Annotated in this window: 11 protein-coding genes, 2 tRNA genes and 1 pseudogene; 6 read left to right on the top strand and 8 right to left on the bottom strand. The window is 51.3% G+C overall.

Annotated features, from left to right (window positions below; all coding sequences use genetic code 11):
• Positions 1–529: pseudogene (locus tag ACPGUT_RS13920) on the bottom strand (transposase); the annotation flags it as partial.
• Positions 530–1,054: 525 nt separating this feature from the next.
• Between ACPGUT_RS13920 and ACPGUT_RS13915 the strand changes: the two are divergent.
• The gene (locus tag ACPGUT_RS13915; protein WP_423992390.1) at positions 1,055–3,463 is read left to right on the top strand and encodes a methyl-accepting chemotaxis protein; all 2,409 of its coding nucleotides are present in this window, start codon (positions 1,055–1,057) and stop codon (positions 3,461–3,463) included.
• A 239-nt stretch (positions 3,464–3,702) separates the two neighbouring features.
• Complete coding sequence (locus tag ACPGUT_RS13910) at positions 3,703–3,828, top strand: hypothetical protein (RefSeq protein ID WP_423992389.1); 126 nt, start codon at positions 3,703–3,705, stop codon at positions 3,826–3,828.
• Positions 3,829–3,946: 118 nt separating this feature from the next.
• On the opposite strand, the gene rtcR is transcribed toward ACPGUT_RS13910, so the two are convergent.
• Positions 3,947–5,524 (bottom strand): RNA repair transcriptional activator RtcR, encoded by a 1,578-nt coding sequence (gene rtcR / locus ACPGUT_RS13905; protein WP_423992388.1) that lies wholly within the window; start codon positions 5,522–5,524, stop codon positions 3,947–3,949.
• Between the two features lie 172 nt (positions 5,525–5,696).
• On the opposite strand from rtcR, the gene ACPGUT_RS13900 reads away from it, so the two are divergent.
• The 4 genes from ACPGUT_RS13900 (at position 5,697) to ACPGUT_RS13885 (ending at position 9,507) form a co-directional block, all read left to right on the top strand.
• Positions 5,697–7,253: a vWA domain-containing protein gene (locus tag ACPGUT_RS13900; protein WP_423992387.1), complete on the top strand. Its 1,557-nt coding sequence runs from the start codon at positions 5,697–5,699 to the stop codon at positions 7,251–7,253.
• A gap of 539 nt (positions 7,254–7,792) precedes the next feature.
• Positions 7,793–7,870, top strand: a tRNA-Pro gene (locus ACPGUT_RS13895).
• 124 nt (positions 7,871–7,994) lie between these two features.
• Positions 7,995–8,069 (top strand) — tRNA-Asn (locus ACPGUT_RS13890).
• 28 nt (positions 8,070–8,097) lie between these two features.
• Entirely contained in the window at positions 8,098–9,507 is a 1,410-nt protein-coding gene (locus tag ACPGUT_RS13885; protein ID WP_423992386.1) for an RtcB family protein, read from the top strand.
• Positions 9,508–9,691: 184 nt separating this feature from the next.
• Here the strand turns inward: ACPGUT_RS13885 and ACPGUT_RS13880 are convergent, their stop codons facing one another.
• The 6 genes from ACPGUT_RS13880 to ACPGUT_RS13855 all read right to left on the bottom strand — a co-directional run bounded on the left by ACPGUT_RS13880 (position 9,692) and on the right by ACPGUT_RS13855 (position 16,551).
• Positions 9,692–10,300 (bottom strand): exonuclease domain-containing protein, encoded by a 609-nt coding sequence (locus ACPGUT_RS13880; RefSeq protein ID WP_423992385.1) that lies wholly within the window; start codon positions 10,298–10,300, stop codon positions 9,692–9,694.
• A 94-nt stretch (positions 10,301–10,394) separates the two neighbouring features.
• Positions 10,395–12,251 carry a TniQ family protein gene (locus ACPGUT_RS13875; RefSeq protein WP_423992384.1) on the bottom strand — a complete coding sequence of 619 codons (1,857 nt, stop codon included), beginning with the start codon at positions 12,249–12,251 and terminating at the stop codon, positions 10,395–10,397.
• Positions 12,248–13,219 carry a TniB family NTP-binding protein gene (locus tag ACPGUT_RS13870; RefSeq protein ID WP_423992383.1) on the bottom strand — a complete coding sequence of 324 codons (972 nt, stop codon included), beginning with the start codon at positions 13,217–13,219 and terminating at the stop codon, positions 12,248–12,250. Before ACPGUT_RS13870 ends, ACPGUT_RS13875 begins: the two co-directional genes overlap by 4 nt.
• Positions 13,212–15,341, bottom strand: coding sequence for a Mu transposase C-terminal domain-containing protein (locus ACPGUT_RS13865; RefSeq protein WP_423992382.1), 2,130 nt, complete (start codon positions 15,339–15,341; stop codon positions 13,212–13,214). The genes ACPGUT_RS13870 and ACPGUT_RS13865 overlap by 8 nt, the downstream gene beginning before the upstream one ends.
• On the bottom strand, positions 15,338–15,859 hold the full coding sequence (locus ACPGUT_RS13860) for a TnsA endonuclease N-terminal domain-containing protein (protein WP_423992381.1): 522 nt from the start codon (positions 15,857–15,859) through the stop codon (positions 15,338–15,340). The genes ACPGUT_RS13865 and ACPGUT_RS13860 overlap by 4 nt, the downstream gene beginning before the upstream one ends.
• Positions 15,860–16,278: 419 nt before the next feature.
• On the bottom strand, positions 16,279–16,551 hold the full coding sequence (locus ACPGUT_RS13855) for a helix-turn-helix domain-containing protein (RefSeq protein WP_423992380.1): 273 nt from the start codon (positions 16,549–16,551) through the stop codon (positions 16,279–16,281).
• Positions 16,552–17,023 lie beyond the last annotated feature (472 nt).

Below are 17,023 nucleotides of genomic sequence, written 5' to 3'. Positions count from 1 at the left end.
TAGCCATTCCGCAATTTCCGCGTTCTCATCGCTCAACTTGCGCTGATAACGATAGCAGGTCTCGCTGATCCGCTGGCTGGCAGGTGATGTGTGCATCACCGAGAAGCTGGAACGTCCTGCAGGCCAGCGCGCCACGGTTGGTGACCGCTTTCACGGCCATCTCTTTGCGCTGCCCCTCTCGGGACATTGCTGCGCAATACCCTGTCGGGCAATGGACGGCCTTAGCGCCTTTTTTCCAAGAGCTTCCTTCAGCAAGTCGTTTTGCATGCTCATCTCGGCATACATGCGCTTCAGGCGGCGGTTTTCTTCTGCCATCGCCTTCAACTCTGAGATCATCGAAGCGTCCACTCTCGGGATCATGCTACGCATAACCTGTCGTGCAGTGCATGCCGCCAAATTTCGCCCGCCATTTGTAAAAACTGGCGTTACTCATGCCATGTTCGCGGCAAAGATCTGCAACCGGTACACCGCCTTCTGCCTGCTTTAAAATTCCCATGATTTTGGCTTCGCTGTATCGTCTGTTCTTCATCAAAACCTCATCAGATAGTATGCCGAGAAAATTCTACGCATGAACACCACTTATTTCCGGGGGGATTACCGTGGTATGCTGACCTCAAGGGTACGTTTGCAACAGCGACTTTCGAAGCCCCGCTGTCTGATGCTGATGCATCTTATACCTTTCTATATCAGGCGTGGCAACGCGGTATAAAAATGCGTGGATGGTCTTATTGGGACCGTGCGTAAGCGTCATCGCATTGAAGGCCCGATGAGACCTAGGAAGTGGGTGCGATTTTGGGCAGATAAAGACGTTCAACACCAAGGTCGGGAGCGGGCAGTTAGTGTACTTTGCAAAGTCGCCGGATTACCCATCAGAAAGAACATACGCCTATGTCAGCGTACTCTATATTTCTCAGAGAACCACAGTGAGTGACACAATAAACTTTTAAGTAATTCATCTTTGCAAAGGTGAGTTAAATTGTCTAATTGGTAAGGATTAATCCGGTAAGCATGCCTCAAGCTATTAGACGCTAATTATCTTGAGAAGTCATTCATCATGCTTACAAAAGTTCGCTCAGTCATCATAAACTTGCCTATCTCTCGTGCCCTGGTCCTGATTGCATTCATTCCAGTCATGCTATCAGTTGTTTTTGCTGGGACGCTCATTTGGGGGCTTCAGCAAACATCGCGCGAAGCAGCGCGCATTGAAAACCTGGTGATTGGATCAATCGCGTTGAGCAATCTACTTCATGAACAACAAAAAGAACGCGGCGGGACAGCCCTCTTCTTAAGCAGTGATGGCTCCGCATTTAACGCAGAATTAAAGGCGCAACGCCTTTTGACGGATGCGGCTCGGGTTGACTTTGAAAATTGGGTCGAAAACACGGATATCGAAACCGTTGAAGCAGAGCTACGCTTTTCAATCGCTCAAATCCAAACGACCTTGTCAGGCCTCTCCAACATCCGAGAGAACGCGGATGGGTTGCGCATCGAAACGCGTGACGCGCTGCGATATTATACCGGTTCAAATACAAAAATGCTTGAGTTGATCCAGATGGTGGCGACCCTGAGTTCAGATGGTGATGTATCGACAGGAGTGACTTCCTTCGCAAACTTTCTAGAAGCGAAGGAACGTGCCGGCATTGAACGTGCCGTTGGGGCTTCCAGCATCGCAAGCGGTGGTTTTACACCTGAAAACATGCAAAAGTTAGTGTCACTTATTTCAAGAGCAGAAACATTTACGGATGTGTTTCTCGCGATAGCGACCCCCACGCAAGTCAGTGCTTATGATGAACTTAATCGCTCCGCCCCTGTGCGCACAATTGAGCGGATGCGTCAGGACATCTTGGATGTTGGTCCCATGGCCGAAATCACAGCTTTTTCTGGCCCCGATTTTTTTGCAGCACAAACGGCACGTATCAATTTGCTCCGCGAGTTTGAGCAAACGCTCTCAAATGATCTCGTTAAGCTCGTAGAACAAATCCGATCCGACGCAACCGTACAGAAATACACGGTGTTGGCGATTGCAGCTTTCTCTTTGATGATCGTCACAGCTGCCATCGCAATGTTCATTACTGCCACCAAATCAGGATTCAACGGGGTTGTGCAAGCTGCACAAAAGATGGCCTCGGGAGATATGGAAACCCAAATCCCTGTGGCCTCTCGCAATGAAATCGGCGATGTCGCAACTGCTTTATCTGTTTTCAAAGACAGTATCCTTGAAGCAAGGGAAGTCGAAAAAGATACCCGTCTAAAAGAAGAAGCTGCACTGGCGGCGAAAGCTGAAGAAAAAGAAAAGCAACGCCGAGAAAAAGAAGCTGAGCGCGCTGAGAAAGCCAAGATAGCAGAAGAGACACGTGCGCGTGAATTGCAAGCCGCCCATGAAATTTCCGAGATGGTTGCAGCATGTGCGAAAGGCGACTTCACTCAAAGATTGGACCTTTCCGACAAAGAGGGTGTCTTCGCAGAGATGTGCAAAGGCCTAAATGACATCGGTGAGATGACCGATGGAACCTTGCAACATGTTAAGGATGCTCTTTTCTCCCTTGCAAATGGCAACTTAACCGTGCGGCTCAGCGGGGAATTCCCTGGAATTTTCGAAGAAATAAGCACATCTGTCAACAGCACAGGCGTTAGCCTTTCAGAGATCGTAGGCCAAATTCACGGCAGCAGTGGTACTATTGAATCCGCAACAGGTGAGTTAGCCTCCGCGACCAAAGATCTCGCGACACGAACGGAAAGAAACGCAGCGACTTTAGAAGAGACTTCAGCCGCAATTGTTGAACTCTCTGAATCTGTGGACGCAACGTCTGACACGGCAGCCCAAGCCAGCCAAGCGTTTCAAGAAATTCAACATGAAACACAGACAGGTAATGCGGTTGTTGACGAAGCTATCCAAGCTATGTCAAAAATTCAGCAATCATCCTCTGAGATCAGCAATATTATCGACCTCATTGAAGATATTGCCTTTCAAACCAATTTGTTGGCCCTAAATGCTGGCGTAGAAGCGGCACGTGCCGGAGAGTCAGGGCGAGGCTTTGCAGTTGTGGCAACAGAAGTGCGGGCCTTGGCGACACGGTCATCCACCGCTGCACGAGACATCTCAAAACTGATCGAAGACAGCCGAAGCATCGTCGACAAAGGCGCCGACTTAGTAGGTCAAAGTGGGACGAACTTTAGATCAATTTCAAGTGGAATTTCACAAGTTTCAGAACGTATGGCAGGGATTGCAATTAGTGCAAAAGAGCAAGCAGCAGTTGTGCAACAGCTGACCTCAGCCACAAGTCAACTTGATCAAGCGACCCAACAGAACGCTGCAATGTTCGAGGAAACATCGGCGGCGACCCAATCCCTAAGAGATGAAGCCAGTTCCCTTGTCCATGCAATTGCTTCGCTTAATACCAACAGCGATGTTGAGCTTGGGAATAATAACGAAGATCCGGACCATTCAGTTTCAGCGGCTTAGAGATAAGACCCTAACCTAAGACACAGCACAAGCTGCGATCCCTTACTCCACGCCTGGGAAAGCCAAAGTGACGGTTTGATAGATAGCCATCGGACAAGTATTTGGCTCTCTGTCTGGAAGTGAATGAACGGCAGGTTTCCCACCCTTCGCGACAACTGTCCCCAAGGGGGTGTCGAGGGACAGCGTGATCTGAAGTTCCGAAGCGATGTGCCTCTGACAAAATCTCGGAGAATCACTGGATGCTTGAGAAGGTTGTTTTTCTCAAAAGCCATCCAATGGCAAAACTATGTGGCGCAAAAGGCAAGTTCTCGACCGAAATGGCAGAACTATATATCGTTTCACAAAATATGTCAGGCGTCACATAGTTCTTCCATTTCCGCTTCATTAACATGTTGATTTCTTGAAGTTCTAAATTCAAATTGCTCAGTGGTTTTGCCTTTTGCGCCACATAGTTTTACCTTTGCTCATGAAAGGGGATTCAGTTCATCCTTGGCAGGAAGCCCAATCTAAGCCAAATTTCTCTAGGTACTTACGCAGGCGGTCCGCATCGTTTTTGCTGGTTTTGGTCAGGCGCGACACCGCAAATAAACGTCGTCCCGCTGCACTTAGGTTAGTGCTTTTACGGCAAGCACGGATAACGGCGGCAAGTTGTGTGCGGTCAAATTCATCGATCTCCGCGGAACGTTCGCCAAGAACTGATGTGAGAAGCTGCATCTCTGGATCTTGATTGGCATTGTACCAGACAGATGTAATCGTTCCGATTTCAGCCAGCACCATCGATTTTGTGATGCGGCCTTGCGGCGCAAGGGTGCACATCCGCTGAATAGAGGCGCTGAGATCTCGAAAATTGCCGGACCACTTTGTGCCGGGGTCTGTTGCGAATTTCTGATAGATGGCAAGCGCATCTGCATTGAACGTCACGCGCGCCCCCAGTGTTTTTTCCGCACGCGCCATTTCATAGGCAATGTTGGGTGCGATATCTTCAGGCCGGTCGCGCAAAGCGGGCAAGGCGAATGTCCAAAGGTTCAGTCGCGCAAACAGATCTGCGCGAAACCGTCCGCTGGCGACCAGGCTTGCAAGATCTTTGCCCGCACCAGCAATCAGGTGAAATCGGCTTGTGACCTCATAGTCAGACCCCAGCGGGAAGTATTTTCCTGTTTCGATTGCATGCAGGATCATAGCCTGTTCATCTAGGCCAAGTTCGTCGATTTCGTCCAAGAATAACACGCCGCCGTCCGCCTCGCGCAGCAATCCAGATCGATCCGTGGCAGCACCAGGGATGGCTTGCCTGCGGTGGCCAAACAGTGTGGACATGGCGCGTTCACCCTTCAGCGTTGAACAGTTCACATGCACAAGACGCCCCTTAACGCGACGGCGTTGCAGCTTGAGTTCGTACAGCCTTGTTGCCAGTTCCGATTTGCCCGTGCCGGTTGGCCCGATCAGCAACAGCGGCGCATCAGAATTGGATGTCACAACCTCCATCCGGTCAATCATCGTGTTGAAGGCGTTGTTACGTGTCTCAATTCCGCCTTTCAGGAACGTGTTGTATTCTTTGGTGACCAGATCAAAACGCTGCTGCAAGGCGTTGTATTTCGACAGATCAAGATCAACGATTTGTAAGCTGCCGGGCCCTTCTTCTTGATGACGGGGTGGGCCGGTTTGGATCAGCTTTGCTGGAATATGGCGGGCTTCTGTCAGCAGGAACCAGCAGATTTGCGCAACATGAGTGCCGGTGGTCAGATGGACGTGATAATTTTCACGTTCCTCATCAAATCCGTACCCCCGCGCAAAATCATACATCGCGCCGTACATTTCTTCAAAATCCCAAGGGTCACGAATTTCGACCTCATGCAGTAGAACTTCTATCTGAGGGTTCGCATATTCGACCGTGGATTTGATTTTTTCAGCCAGCCCAGACCAGCGCCGCCCATGGATCAGCTCCAACCGGTCGACCGGAAAGTCAGGATGTTCCGCAATTTGAACGGAAGGACGCCAGCGCCGCCGTTTTCCAGCGTCTAGATTCGTCCCAAGAAAGCCAATAACTACATTTGTTTTTTCCATGCATATATTTTTGGATAAAAGCCTATAAATGTAAATCGTAAATTTCATATCCGTTTTTGGAGTTTCGGAAATTAACGTTTATTTACAGAGCATTGTATGGTTTTCGATTTTATTTCTTCTTTCGATCCAGATGGGCGAAAACATCTTCACAAACAAATGAAGGACGAAAGAAATGGCAAACAAATCTGTGTTTGCATCAATCAGAGGCCGGTTGCTTCCCTTTGCGGATACAACCAACAAGGAAAAGGCACCGGCTTACCGATATTCTGATGCACATGCCCTGGCTCAGGTCGCGATGACCGGAACCTTTGGTGCAACATATTATCAGGACCCATTGCAGGAGCTTTCCCGCACATTGGATCTGGCGCAAAAGGTTGATCCGTCATTTTTGGCGCAAGCCGCTGTCTACACCCGTAAAAACGGGCATATGAAGGATATGCCTGCGGTGCTTCTGGCTGTTCTGTCTGGCCGTGACCCGATCTTGTTTCAAAGCGCCTTTGGGCGTGTAGTGGACAATGGCAAGATGTTGCGGACCTTCGTGCAGATCATGCGATCTGGGCAGACTGGGCGTAAATCGCTTGGCTCAGCACCGAAGCGGATGGTGGTTAACTGGCTGAATGATGCTTCTGATCGGACGATTTTGCAGGCCAATGTCGGCAATGATCCGTCCCTGGCAGATGTTATCAAGATGGTGCATCCGAAGCCTCAATCAAAGGAGCGTGAAGCGTTCTTTGCTTGGATCATCGGTAAACCATGTGACGTAGCACTGCTACCGCAACCTGTGCAAGATTTCTTGCGGTTCAAAGAATGTGGCAAAGGGCCTGTGCCTGAAGTGCCGTTCCAGATGCTGACACAGCTTCCTTTGTCCAAAAAACAATGGGCAAAGATTGCAAAAAATGCGTCTTGGCAGATGACCCGTATGAACCTGAACACGTTTCTGCGTCATGGGGTTTTGGATATGAAAAACATGCGTCGGCATGTGGCAGAAGTTCTTCGTGATCCGGATCGGATCGCGAAGGCGCGGGTCTTCCCGTATCAGTTGATGACGGCATATCAGGCTTTATCACCTGAAATGCCTGCGGAAATTCGTGATGCTTTGCATGACGCGATGGAGCTATCCGTTGCCAACGTGCCAAAGCTGCGCGGTCAAGTTGTGGTGTGTCCAGATGTGTCGGGTTCTATGTCTGATGCCGTTACAGGTTACCGCAAAGGGGCGACCACGGTGACGCGTTTCGTGGATGTGGCAGGGCTTGTCTCTGCGGCGATCTTGCGGCGCAACCCGTCGGCAACCGTGCTGCCGTTTGAGGTGAAGGTCCGCGCTCTGCGGTTTGAACCCCGTGATACGATCCTGACCAACGCGGCGCGCTTGGCGGATCAATGGGGCGGCGGGACAAACTGTGCGGCACCGCTTGACTGGTTGCTGGCGAAGGGGCGTGCCCCGGATCTGGTGATCATGGTGTCAGACAACCAATCCTGGGCACATGCCGCTTATGGCAACAACGGGACCGCAATGATGCAGTCCTGGGAGAAACTGAAGCGGCGTAACCCAAAGGCCAAATTGGTCTGCATTGACATCGCCCCTTATGGGACGACCCAGGCAAAAGAACGTGATGATGTGCTGAACATCGGCGGGTTCTCGGACACGGTCTTTGACCAAATCGCAAGCTTTGCGGCGGGCGAGATGGGCACGGACCACTGGGTTGGCCAGATTAAGGCTGTGGAAATTTAAAACTGGGTCAGGCGGAATGCCTTTGGGACTACATCTGTAAATGTAAGCGTCTCATGGAAACTTTGTCCGCCTGACCCGCCTGAGTAACTGAATTGAAAGGAATACACCCTGGCGAATGCCAAAGGAACTACATCGCACCAAATGCGGGACCATCCGAGAAGGTTCAACTCCTCTCCTTGCGTGCGCCCAGACGGAAAACCGTTCCAATTGGAACGGGGGCGGGACCCCGAAACTGTTTCTTTATCCTTGTCGCCAGGGACCATTTAAATCCGGCAAATGCTGGTGGAACTACATCTTGTCGCGGGTTCGAACCCCGCCTCTCGGGCGGCGCTCAGAGAGTAGCTCAGTTGGTAGAGCAGAACCGTTTCACCGAAACCTTGTTGCCGGAACAAGAAATACCCCTGACGAATGCAGGGTGGAACTACATTCTTAATGTCGTGGTCGTGGGTTCGAATCCCACCCCTGCTACCGTGGCAGGGTAGCTCAGGTGGTAGAGCGCGGAACGTTTCACCTTTTCCTTGTCGTCAGGGACCAATTCACAGGGATTAGCTTAGTCTGGTCAAAGCGCTGCACTTGGAATGCAGAGATCGGAGGTTCAAATCCTCCATCCCTGACCAACAATACACAGGGGGAATGCCTGTGGGACTACATTGGTTGAAAGCGTGTTCGAGTCACGCCGAACCGGAAGCGCATTCTTCCGGGGGAGATGTCTCACAAATCTTGTCCCCGCATACGATTTGTTCGGCTGTAGCTCAGTGGTAGAGCGCCTGACTGTTAATCAGGATGTCGTAGGTTCGATCCCTACCAGCCGAGCCAATGTTGGAACGTAAGAAAGAATAAGACGATGGAACATATTGAAATTACAGGCGAAACACTAAAAGAATGGGGCCACATTCCGGGGCCGGAATTTTCCCGTTTGCTGGAAATTGCGCAGGCCGCCGTTGCGGCTGGCTATGGGGTTGAGCAGATCAAAGCCAAGCTTGACACAATGAAGCCACCGCCTCCACCGCCCACATTGCCGCTGCAAAAGGCCGGGGATGTGCCATTCCATTTCAACATCGAAGCCGCAGATGACGCGGATGAGGTGAAAAACCTTGAAATGGTGCGCGAAACCATGATGGCTGTGATGCGCACCCCGACAGTGACATCGGCCGCTGTGATGCCAGATGCCTGCCCGGCTGGCCCTGTTGGGACGATCCCTGTGGGCGGTGTGGTTGCGGCGAAAAACGCGATCCATCCGGGGATGCATTCTGCGGATATCTGCTGTTCCGTCATGATGACCGATCTGGGTGAGGTTGACCCAAAGACCGTTCTGGATGCCGCAGAGAAGGTGACGCATTTCGGCCCTGGTGGGCGTGCGAATGGTAAGCGTTTCACCCTATCTCAGAAGCTGCTGGATGAATTTCGTGCGAACCGTTTCTTGAACAATCCCAAGATCCTGCGCATGGCCGTGGAACATCTTGGGACACAGGGTGATGGGAACCATTTCCTGTTTGTCGGACGTTCACGCAACACCGGGCGCACGGCGATCGTAACCCACCACGGGTCACGCGGGCCGGGGGCGGTTCTGTACAAATTGGGTATGGAAGTGGCGGAAAAATACCGCCGCAAACTGTCGCCACAGACGCTGAAGCAAAACGCTTGGATTCCCGCAGATACCGAGGACGGTCAAGAATATTGGGCCGCTCTGCAATTGATCCGTAAGTGGACCAAGGCCAACCACAACGCCATTCATCAGGCGACGGTGGAAGGGTCGGGTGCACAACCAGGGGATCGGTTCTGGAATGAACATAACTTCGTCTTTAAGCGCGATGATATGTTCTACCACGGCAAAGGTGCGACCCCGGCGTGGGGTGATTATGCTGCGGATGCAACAGGGCTGACATTGATCCCGTTGAATATGGCAGAGCCTGTTTTGGTTGTTCGTGGGAAGGACGCGGACCATGCCTTAGGATTTTCTCCACACGGGGCTGGGCGGAATTTCTCGCGTACAGAACACAAGCGTCGGATGGGGAATGTCACTCCGCAGCAGGCTCTGGAGGCAGAGACCGAGGGGCTTGATATTCGCTTCCCTGCCGGTGCGGTGGATGCATCTGAGTTGCCGTCATCTTATAAAAATGCGGCAAACGTGGTGCGCCAGATCGATAAATTCAATCTGGCTGAGATCGTCGACTACATCGACCCTTACGGCTGCATGATGGCTGGCGATATCCCGCCGTTTTGGATGAACAAGAAAAAGAAAGGGCGGCGTTGATACGTCGCTCTTTTACATACGAAGAGAAAGTCCGAGGGCGTACATGATGACAACCTATGTGCAATTTTCATCCTGTGCAACAAACCGCGAACATCGTTGAGTCGGTGTTACGAAGCACGCCTCTGGATTGAATTTTGTGTGGGTGTGCAGGAAATGGATTGGGAGTGCATGTCACGATTTCAATTCACCTCTGAGATTGCGTTCCAAACTGAAACACCATTTGACGGTTTATCGTGAGATGCGACCGCGGCTTGCCCAAAACCCTCTCCGCTTTCAAAATCACCGAGGCAGAAGCGCGTGCGTCTTCTCCTGCGTCATGGTGATGAAATGTGAGGCCCAGATGCTTTTTGAGGTTGGCGAGGCCATGGCCACCAGCCCCCTTCAATTCAGGCCATGCTTGTCGTGCGACCGTCACACTGTTGGTCCAATGGGAGGTGATCATGGGCAGATCATATCGTGCGCATGCGGCCGTTAAGGCCTTTTCGTCAAAGGTGCTGTGCTGGACGAGGGAATGGGTGTTCAAAATCTCAAACAACGCCATATAGACAGTCGGAAACGTCCCGGCACCCGACACAGTTTCACTGGAAATGCCGTGCAGCTCTGTGTTGAATTTCTCAAATGGCTCTTGCGGATCAACCAGGACCGAATAGGTCTGTAAATCGCCAGTGCTGCTGACAAAACACAGGCCAATCTGGCATATGCTCCCGGCTGTTTTGCCCGCAGTTTCAACATCGAGCGCGATGAAACGAAAAGGCCCTTTTGGCAAAGTGCTTAGATGCCCAAATTTATTCAACAGAGTTCCCCAAATCATAAGGTGCGGGTTTGAGATTGACGGCTTTCATCTATACTTTCAAGGATGTGATCAGTTTTTCCCGGTGCTTTTGCAATCACGCTGGCTGCTTCACTGACAAGCCCATCCCCAATTCTTGCAGTTGCCGCTCCAGCCTTGATCGTTTGTATATCCGGCTGAGATTGTCGGGCATTTCCATTGGCCAGATGCGCTTGCCATCCAGGAAACAGCCGAGCGGTCCGGGTTTTCGATTAAGCTGCTTTGCGAGAAGCCCCAATGTGATGTGATCTTGCAGAAACACTTTGATGCTGCCCTTACAAATAGCCGTTATATGCTGTCCGGATCTAGCACTGCGCATATCAACATCCTGCAACAGGCCTTCCTCAATGAGCCAGCTTATCGTTTGGTGTTTGACGTGTAGCTTAACGGCTGTATCGCTCCGCGTCAGGCCGGGTTGATTGGTACTGTGTAGAACAGTTCGGCTGCTGTTTAGGCCAATTTTGATGCGTCCGAAACCTGTGCTGTCACCGTCCTTTGTGGCTAGTATTTTACCAACCAAAAGCAATCGTATGATGACTGGTGTTTTACGCTTCAGCCTGGACGCCGCTTCATTCAAAGGGATGTAGGTTTCATCGGGCGACGGGGCTGTCAGGCATGTTTCGAGTTGATTTAGAAGTTCAGTCAACCGATCCTGATGATAGCGGGGACCACGACAATAACTGTCATCGATGGTCTCAATAAGACCTGCAACCTTCAATTCCAACACAAGGTCTTTGCTGACATTCAAAAATTGCGCGGCCTGCTGGCTTGTTAATCGCTTGCCAGCGCCTTCTTCAAAGGCACGCAAATCCCTCTCGACGATTTGCCTGTGTAATTCGACTGAGTTACCTTCGCTGACAGGGGTGGCAAGACCTTGTTCTATAAGATGCTCGTGCATCCTTGAGCGCTTTATTCCCAAAGCCTTCAAGCCAGCAGAAACCGAATAGACCGGGCTTTCTGGGCAAGGCTTTCCAAGAACCGTTCTCGCGCCGGAAACAGGGTAATTTTGCGCAATGAGATCCCTGATCAAGTCACGCAAAGGAATCATTTCTTTCTTCAGAGATGATCCGTGCAGCCAGACATAAAAAGCACCAAGATCTTTATTGTAACCGCCCATATGAAACGATTGTTTAGTGCGCAGTGATAGCAGCGCGCCTTTCAGGCCTGCCTCGCCCTCGCGCAGCGCTTCAAACCCCTGTTGAGCCGACTGCCACAATTCATACTCGCTGGCGGTGCGGAGTTTACGCTCTGCACCAAATTGCAACACGAACCCTAAAGTCTCACACAGTTTACATGCGACATCCAGCGTCAGATCATCGAGGAATGGTATTTGTTTCATCCCCCTAGTACGGTGCCATACATCCTCCTCAAATCCCGTATATTCTGTACGGAGTGTCGGTGCCTCTCGGATTGCTGCCTCAATCATCGCGCGATGTTTTTGGACTTTATGGATATAGTCATAGTTGAGAATGGTATGCACATCCACGGGGAGGTTAATAAGTGGCGTTGCGTGATCTGGGCAGGTTCTGATCCCAGACATTTGCCAGAAACAGCGCCTGTAGATTCCATTTGAACCGAACCGTTCCTCATCTTCTTTCAGGCACAACGGGCATAGGCGAACCCGGGTGCGCAAAACCGCGTTTCCGGATGCTGGGAACCCGGCGATATTGAAACGCTTTGCTCCCACATTGCGAACAGCCCACCTCCGGACACGGGTAGGATCTTCACCCGTGATTGCCGCCAGACCATCCAGGGCGAAGTCATCTCCCGCGATCAGTTCCTGCCATCGAAAGCCCTGATCAAGGCAGAGATCTCTGGGGCCGTCCAGTCCGCAATAGCGGCTAAAGCGGCTTGCAAATGATGTCGCCGTTTCGAACTCGTTTATGTGAAATTGCAGCTTCGCTATAGGTTTCATATGTCATCTCCCTCGGGGCATAAGTCATGGATGCGAGATGGGTCGATTGCGCGCCAATCTGCAGCGAGAAACGGATTTAGGCTTGGAGGGCAGCTGACTTTACGGCGATAGGCTTCTGCATAATGTTGGATCGTGACAGTACAATCCTCAGCTCGCAAGGCTTCCTCGACCCCATCAAGCAACAGATTAAGAATAATGCCAAATTGGTTCATCCCCGCATGTATGAGCCTTGGCAGGAAGTCTTTGAGATCCAGATCTCCATCCGCTTCAAGCCCGGCCTCAGCAAGATAGCCCTGGAAAATGATAGTGATTTCCTTTGGATGGGTCGCCCAACTGACCGCAGGCAGGATGACCACATAAAGCCTGCGCATCAACTGGACATCTGAATTGATCAACCGTGCCAGCTCCGGGGTTCCGGACAGGATCAGCCCAACGGGCCAATCCTTCCGGTTCATCAGGGTTTTAAGCGTATTAACTGCAGAATCCTGCCGCATCGCCCGAGTGGCCCCATATAAATCCTGCGCTTCATCCAGGTGAATGAACAGTGTCTTGCGCAGTTTTAGAAAGTGCCTCACCTGATCCCAGATATAGGCAGCAGGCCGATCTCGTTTGAGCGTATAACCCAAGGCTGTCAACATCGTCAGACCTACATGCTTAAGCGTGGCTGGCGACGGGATTAATAGCTCCACGGTCTCTGCAATCTCATTAGATTGACCTGGTCGTTGCAAGCCTGGGTGGCGTGAAAGCAAGCGCTCAACAATAGTGGATTTGCCACTTCCGGACGCGCCGATCACAGCAATCCCCTGGGCTTCTCCTCGAAGCCCAAGTTCAATTTCCGTTCTGCGTTTGGACAGCAGGTTATCAAATTTTACCTGCAGATCGGTGTAAGCCGGATAAGCAATGAAGCGAGACCGCATGCGCGCAAGCAGAAGATCGATTTCATTACTTTCAAGGGTTGATTCAGTCATCTTCAAATCTCCATGTGGATGGGGTGTCGTCATCTTCGTCTGGCGCATCAGGGGATGTGTCGGGCTTTTCTGGCTCCTCCTCTTCCAGGGGGATGACGTAGCCGAAGAGATCCTGATCAGGTGGCAGGTCAAAATCCTGATCGTTACTTGCTTCAATCGTCAAGCCTAGGAAGTTATCTTCTTCGGCGCGCGCCAATGCCTGGGGTGTCAGACGTCTTAGGAATTTTCCAAACCTGTCCTGCTCAGCGGCATTCAACCGTTGGATATGACGCAAAGCATGCGCCACCGTATCTTCCATAATGCTTGCCTCATGCCGATGCTTCAGGCTGAGCTCACGAGACGCAGCACGCCAATCTTCAAGGCATACACCGTCAAAGCATTTCTGCAGGGCCGTCGCCGCGTGCCATGCGTTGCCAATCCGGACCATAATCCAGCCGAGGTCTCGAGGATCGATCTTGAGGTCCACTTCGGTTTCGTGACTGTGCAGGTGAAATTGACGCAGGGCGGCACAGGTATAATCGATGTTGTAGATCGTTACGCCTTTGCCCGTGACTTTCCGGCGGCGCTTCAGACCAAAGGCCCTTTTTCTGGTCTGCTCGGAAGGCGGAGGGATAACGCCAAATTGTTTACTCAGGCGTTCCCAACAATTGCGTGGTGTTTCCCCCTTCAGTCCGGCATGGGGCAGATTATGGTAAACATCGACCACATAGACGATGAGCATTTGCATCAACCCGTCGTCCGAGATGGCCGCAAGGTCATCTGATGGGTAGTCACCTCTGTCCTTGGGATTGGAAAAAGTACGCCCGGCCAGAAACGGCATCAAAGCTGTGCCGAAGGTGCCAAAGATCCGCTCCACCCGAGCTCGGAGTTGGGGTGTTGCTGCGACAGGGCGTTCAGCGGTGCCACCGGCGTCAGTGACGGCAGTACAAAACTGATCATTCGCAAATGCAGCCCCCTGATCAGACACGACAGTCACCAATCCACCGTAAAATGACCAATCGGATTTACACCCTGCTGCAATTGCAAAGTCTGTTTTGTCTCGGGTCGCATCTGCAATCGTCGCAATCGCATCTGCAGTGTTCGGCGTTGCAGCCAAACGCATTCCGATTATGCATCTGGTTGCGCAATCTATCACGACATACAGCCAGCGCCTGCCACGCTCGATTTTTGCAAGCTGTTTAGGGGTCAGGCCGTCCAGCGCTCCACGCTCAGCCAGCAGGCCAATCAGATCGACTTTCCATTCATCGATCTCAAGGCGCTCCATCGGATAGGCAACATCAAGGTCGTTTTCCCATAATGCAAAGTCCTTATTGGCTTGATCGACCCCATACCGATGAACCCGGGTGAAATAGGGGTCAAGCTTGGCAAGTGCGCGTTCCACGGATCTGCGCGACGGCACACGCAAACGATCCATGCCCCTCTCATCGCGAGACTTGTTCTCTCGCTTAAAGCGGTCGCGGCAAAGATCATAAACAATCTTTTTGCTTTTGCGTTGCAGGGAGAGATAAGCCTCAAAAACCTCCCCCATCAGGCGGCGGGCCTCTAGACAAAACCGATCACCATGATTGCCGCAGCGACTATAGTGTGGGATTAGGGAAAGAGGATCATTGCCTGATTTTTCAAACCGTTTGACCCAATCACGCAAAGTGCGCGGGCTTGGTGGTTTGCGCAGGATCAGTTTTTGACCAGCACGAGGTTCTTTATGTTGAAACTGTGCGACCTGCGCATGGTCAGCAAGGATTGCGCTTATCTCAGGTATGACAGCTGCAATAGATTTGTCCGTGCGACAGACCCGACCTGACAGTTCAATCTGATGATATGCCTGTACCCAAGCCAGCCGCCAGAGCGCTCCATAGCCCCGTTCAGTTGGCAGATCATCAATAGCATCCACATCAATTTGACCATGTAGTTTCTGTCGCTCGGGCAGATAATACCCCCGGATAAACTCCGTATTGGGGTGCTTCAGGAGTTCCTGAAATGCCTCAGGGGTCAGTACCAGGGAACTGCGCCTGCCATCAGTGCTTTCAAAACCAGCCTCATCCTCGGTGATGGAGATGGCGCGATACGACAAGCCTTCAATCGAAAGCTTGTCGTAGTAGTTTAAACGGAAGGGAAAACTCAATTTACATCCCCCCGATACAGCAGTGTCTGCGGGGTGATCAGGCTTTTCCGATCCGTGGTCAGTTTCCCCGCATAGATCCCGGTAAAGACCGTGCGAAAACCTGCGTTCTGACCTTCAAGACGTTCAGCAAGGGACATCAGTGTAATCGGAAACGCACAGCGCGCGAGTTCCGCATCAAGTTGTTCCAGATCAGCAGCAGACACATATCGACGGAAGGTACAGAAACGTTGCGCATTCAGTGCTTCCGTCAATGTGAAGTTCGCATCCGTGAACAGCAGAAAGTCATCCGCATAAGTCTTTGGCAGTGACTTTCGAATGCATTTCAACTGCCGGACAAATTCGGGTTTACGTGTATTCTTTGCAGGCTTGACCGCGATTGCAATTCGACGACCACATCGCAGTGTCGCCAGAAAATCCGGGGTGTGCATGCGGATTTTTCCATCAGCACCTCTATAAGTCAGTGCAGGCGGTTGTTCCCGCAAATCATAGAGCGGCCAATTGGCAAGAATGAACCACATCACCCGTTCTTCCAGCTTGCTTTCAAATTGCGTAACCCGAAGCCGTTTCTCCACATTTGCAGGTAAATCAATCGGGCTGCTGCCTCGGGAGCTTCCCCGCGACCTTTTAGAAATTTTGCGCGTACTGCGACTGGGCAGGGGAGGAAACTCCCCGCCAAAGGTAAAACGATCATCGTTCATGTGGTGTTCAGGAGCCTGCAATTGTGTCCGTTGATTGCAGAGCTTCGCCTTTCTTCAAAACATGCAATGCAAACCTTCCCCATTACCGAAACAGGGAGATTTCGGTTGACTTTACGAATAATTTGTTGGAAGAAATTAGTATCAGGTAGTCACTTGATACTTGAATTAGGCTTTGCAGGTTCGACTTTGCGAGGCCTTTTTCTTTTCTTCCCCTAAGCGGGATTAGGTATCTCGTCAGATCATGCCCGATCTCCCCTTTTAACTTTATAACGTTCAGGCCAGAGGGCTTCAGGTGTTGTTTTCAACACCTCAGCGATAGCTGCCTCAATTCGCCTTGAGCGCCGGTCACCTAGGGAAACGGCAGACGTTGCGCTTTGGCCGACCCCGAGAGTGCGGCTGATCTCAGCCAGAGATGTGCCCGCCCGCCGCAGTCGAAATTTTACGGCTTCATGCTTTTGAACGTTTCTAATGCTGATCTGGGTAAAGTGAAGTCCTCCTCCACTCACGGTCATACCAAATACGCGTTATTATCATATGCTTGGCAATAAGCCCCCCCATTTGTGCATTCTTGCAAGAGATCCGAAATCTTCTAATCGGTCAAAAAAATGGTCCTTCCCTATTGGTCAAAAGGGCAAAATCGAGCATGCTTTGGATAGATTATAGCTGGGAGTAATTGTGTTGGTCAGAAAGGTATTCAAGACAAAGGTGCACGATAGATTGTTTATTGCCGTCCCCGGCAGTTTCGGGGCATGGAATAATGTTCACCATGCGGAAATACGGCGGCAATATTTTCGTGAACAAAACCTTGCGAAACTGGGGGAAATGCTGGGCCTGCCTGGACGCTGTATTCGAGAGATGCTCACTTTAGTCGGCTTAGAAGAAATTCTCTTACGGGACCTATATTTGCAACGGTCTCCCGACAGAACATATTGTCCGTCGTCATATAAAGTTGGACATCAGATTGGCTTGAGCACAGGAGGCTCT

This window comes from Halocynthiibacter sp. (assembly GCF_049608145.1).
In the GTDB taxonomy this organism is placed as follows: Bacteria; Pseudomonadota; Alphaproteobacteria; order Rhodobacterales; family Rhodobacteraceae; genus Halocynthiibacter.
The sequence above is the reverse complement of the archived record's forward strand: the minus strand, read 5'-3'. Positions and strand labels throughout refer to the sequence as shown.